Source organism: Nonomuraea sp. NPDC003201 (assembly GCF_053590415.1).
The window spans coordinates 1-3635 of the sequence record NZ_JBSFTC010000584.1 but is presented as its reverse complement, the minus strand read 5'-3'; the positions used below and the strand labels follow the sequence as shown (position 1 = coordinate 3635).

The window sequence follows — 3635 nt, the reverse complement described above, 5'->3', positions numbered from 1 at the left end:
TTTATTAGGTGTGCTCTTCGTTTGGGGGCGGTCGGGGGTCCTGGGGAGAGGGGTCGCGCCCGCCCGCCGCCCCGGGCCGGCGCCCCCCGCCCCCCCCCCCCCCGGCCGTGCCGAGCTCTTCGGTGGCGAGCTCCTTGGTGCTGACCTGGGTCTCCGGCTCGATGATGCGCTTTCTGACGTCCGGGTCGCCGACGTCGGGAACGGCGTCCTGCAGCGCCTGACGTTCCTTGAGCGCCGCCAGATCGTCGAGCGCCCGGTCCAGCTCGTCGAACAGCCGCCCGATGGTGCCGGGCAGCAGCTCGTCCGGCACCATCGCGAGCGGGTCATTCTTCGCGAACAGGCTGTGCACCAGCTCGTAGCGCTTGTTCAGTTCGCCCCGCAGACCCTTGATCCGGTTGATGTGGGTCATGAAACGGCCGAGGCTCTCCTCGGTCATGAGAATGAACGAGCCGACCAGCAACCGGCTGACGGCCAGCCGCGCCTGCGCCTCGCCCACGCGCCCGCCGCCTTGCATCGGCAGGTCGGCCAGTCGCTGGGAGTAGTTGCGCAGGCTCGGACTCTCGGCGAGGACGAGGCGCACATCCTCCCCGAAGTGGATGCCTTCGGCGTTGAAACGCCATTTCTTCATGGTCTTTCCTCCTGCAGCAGCCAGTCGACGACCCGCCGCGCCCCAGCCGCGCCGCCGACCGGGCCGGTCAAGGTGACCTCGCGTTCGAGGTCGGCGATGATCGGGCCGAGCACCCGTTGCGCGATCAGGTCGACGACCTCGTTCTGGACGAGTTCGCGCAGGGCGGCGACGACGAAGCCGTTCCGCAGCGACTTGACGGTCTCCTCCGCCAGGTGCGCGGTGAACCTGGCGGCCGTCAGCCGGGTGGCGGTAGCGGCGCCGTACCCCTCGGCGACCCGTGCCGCCTGAGCTCCCGTACGCAGCAGCGAGCGCGCGTTCGGGACGACGGCCAGGACGACCGACAACACGAACCCGAGCCGGGCGGCGAACAGCTCTGCCTCCACCTCGGCCCGGCTTAGCACCAGCTCCGGGTCCAGCATCGAGCGATACAGGTGCTCACGCTGCACGGCCTCGTACAACTGCGCTCCCGCGACCACGACGCCCGTGACCACGGCGAGGGGCGGGCAGACCACGGACAGCAGGAGCAGCCCGGCGAACTCGGCGAACGCCTTCAGCCCGAGCCGACCGCGCTGGACGCCGAACAACATGTCGATGCCCAGCCGGTAGAAGGGATCGCCGCGGAAGGCGTCCCCGACGGCCTGGTGCACCTGCAGGTGGATGCCGCCGAGCCGGTAGCCGGTGCCGGGCACTGTCGGGATGCCCGTCGTGATGCGCGAGGCCTGGAAAGCGTACCGCCAGGAGTCGCGGACCTTCTTCTGCTCGTCTCCGTTGTGGCGGAGCATCTCGTTCAGGAGCCGCTCCAGCTCCTCCCGGACGCGCCCGTGGGTGAAGCGCGCCATCACGTCGTCGAGCTCGGTCAGCTGCTTGACCAGCGGATCCGCGCTCTCCAGGTCACCGCGCACGGTGACGATGCGCTCCTCGATCTCGCGTAACGACCAGGTGCGCCCGCGGCCGTCGTGAATGCGCGGGTCGCCGGTCACCGGCCAGATGATCGTCCCGCGCGGCGGCGTCCCCGGTGGTGGTTCCGCCGTCTTGCCAGCCAGGGCCTCGGTGAGGTCGGCCCTGGCCCGCAACCAAGCCTGCCGGGTTCCGCCCGCGTTCGGGTCAGGGGACGGGGGTGGCGCGGGCGGGTCCGGTGTGCCACCGGGCGGGCGTTCAGGCAGCTGGGGCGTGCGGGGCGCGTCTTTGACCAGGTCGCGGAGCTCGATCAGGTCCTGGATGCCGCCCAGGCGGGGCAGGATGACCTGCTCGAAGTAGTCCGTCAGCAGGGGCAGGTTGCCGAGCCGGCCCTGGATCTGGCGGGCCGAGGCGGTCAGGAGCTGCATCATCAGGACTCTGCAGGCCATGGCGAACAGCACGGCCACCGACCAGCTCATGGCGTCGTTGACCCGATAGCGGAACCGGACCACCCAGGACAGCGGGTTGTCCAGGAAGCCGATCTTCCCGCGGTGCTCCGGCTTGCGGTAGACGTGGTCGATCGTGTCCACCAGCTCGGTGATGTCCGGCGCCACCCCGCCGAGGTGGCGCAGGAACGCGATGAGCGGAGACGGCGCCGGCGTGAAGTGGGCCGGGCCGAGGTTGCCCTGCTCACCTGCGGGCGGCGCCTGCAGGTACGCCTTCGACGCGGTCACGCTGAAGTCACCGACGTCCGTGGCCCGGCTGCCGAACGCCTCGGCGGCGGTGAGCGTGAAGCCGCCCGCGTACTCGCAGACGGGGATGGCCAGCTTTCCCGCGATCCGCTCGATCAGGGCGCGCAACCGGTCGCCGTCCCGGCCGAGCGCCGCCAGCGGCGGCTCCTCCAGGAACGGCGTGCAGGTCACGGACTCCTCGCCGGGCGGGGGCAGGAACGGTCGCGTGCCCCCGGCGGCGATGGCCGGGACCTCGACGAAGCCGCCCTCGTCCGCCGTCCCCGTGCCTCCCGGGCGGCCGCCAGTGCCCCCGGTGCCCCCCTCTTCCACCGGGGCCCTGCCGGACGTGGCCACACCCGGGCCCACCCCGCCGCCACCGCCGGGCCGCTCGCCCTCCTCGGCGCCCGGCAGGCTCACCCCCTGGACCTGGACTGTGAGCGGCACGATGGGGATCTCGGTCCCCTTGGGGTGGCCGAACTGCGCCGCGAGCGAGAGCAGGAACGTCCTGCCATGCACCTCCAGCTCCACGTAGCCGACCACGGGGGGCGGGTCGGCGTTCAGGTGGGCGAGGCGTTCCAGCTCGGCCTGCTTGACCTGCTCGAAACGGTCCTCGCCGAGCGTCTTGAGTAGCCGGGCGCGCTCCTGGTCGAAGCGGGCGCCGCAGGTCCTGGTCATCCAGTCGCGCAGCAGGGCCGTACGCGACTGCTCGTCGGGCGTGTCGCCCAGCGCCCGCAGGACGCCGCGCGTGTCCGGGCCCAGCGTGAGGTGGCGTTCCGCTGTCCGTCCCCACTCGTCGATCTCGAAACTCCGCAGGTTCCTGATGCCGAAGCCGTCCCCGGTGACCGACACCCCGCCGGACCTCATGCTGCTGACGACGAACAACCGGATTCCCGCCACGCCCTCGCCGCCGGCGAACAGCAGCGCGACCAGGCCCGAGGCGGGGCGATCCTGATCGGCCAGCATGGCCGAGACCAGCAGCGCGTTGTTCCAGTCCGCCGTGTCCCATTCGGGGTCGGGGGTGTCCAGGATCTCGGTCCACGAGCCGCTCGTGACGTCTTCCGCCTCCATCTGGATCTCGACCGCCGCCGGCTCGCCGCCTGGCTCGTAGCTGTCGACGACGTAGCGGCGTACCAGCGGGGCGTGCCGCTCCGGGTCGATCGGCTCACCGCCGTCCCTTGCCCGGTCGCGGGCGGCCGACGGCGGGCGCAGTTCGGTCGCGGCGACCGCGGCGAGCAGGCCGCCGGTCACCGCCGTCTCGACCGCGTCCTTGTCTCGGGCCCGCAACAGCGGTAGGCCGCTGCCGTACCAGGAGAACGTCGGCTCCGCCAGCGCGAGCCGGCAGCCGGGCCGGTCGGCGAGCACGGCCCCCGCGGAGGCGG

At 72.0% G+C, this 3635-nt stretch carries 2 protein-coding genes; both read right to left on the bottom strand.

Features of this window, described 5'->3' with window-relative positions; all coding sequences use genetic code 11:
- Positions 1–4: 4 nt before the first annotated feature.
- Positions 5–628, bottom strand: coding sequence for a hypothetical protein (locus ACWDX9_RS61130; protein WP_449973084.1), 624 nt, complete (start codon positions 626–628; stop codon positions 5–7).
- On the bottom strand, positions 625–3635 hold a 3011-nt coding region (locus ACWDX9_RS61125; protein ID WP_449973083.1), incomplete at its 5' end, for a hypothetical protein. The genes ACWDX9_RS61130 and ACWDX9_RS61125, both read right to left, overlap by 4 nt.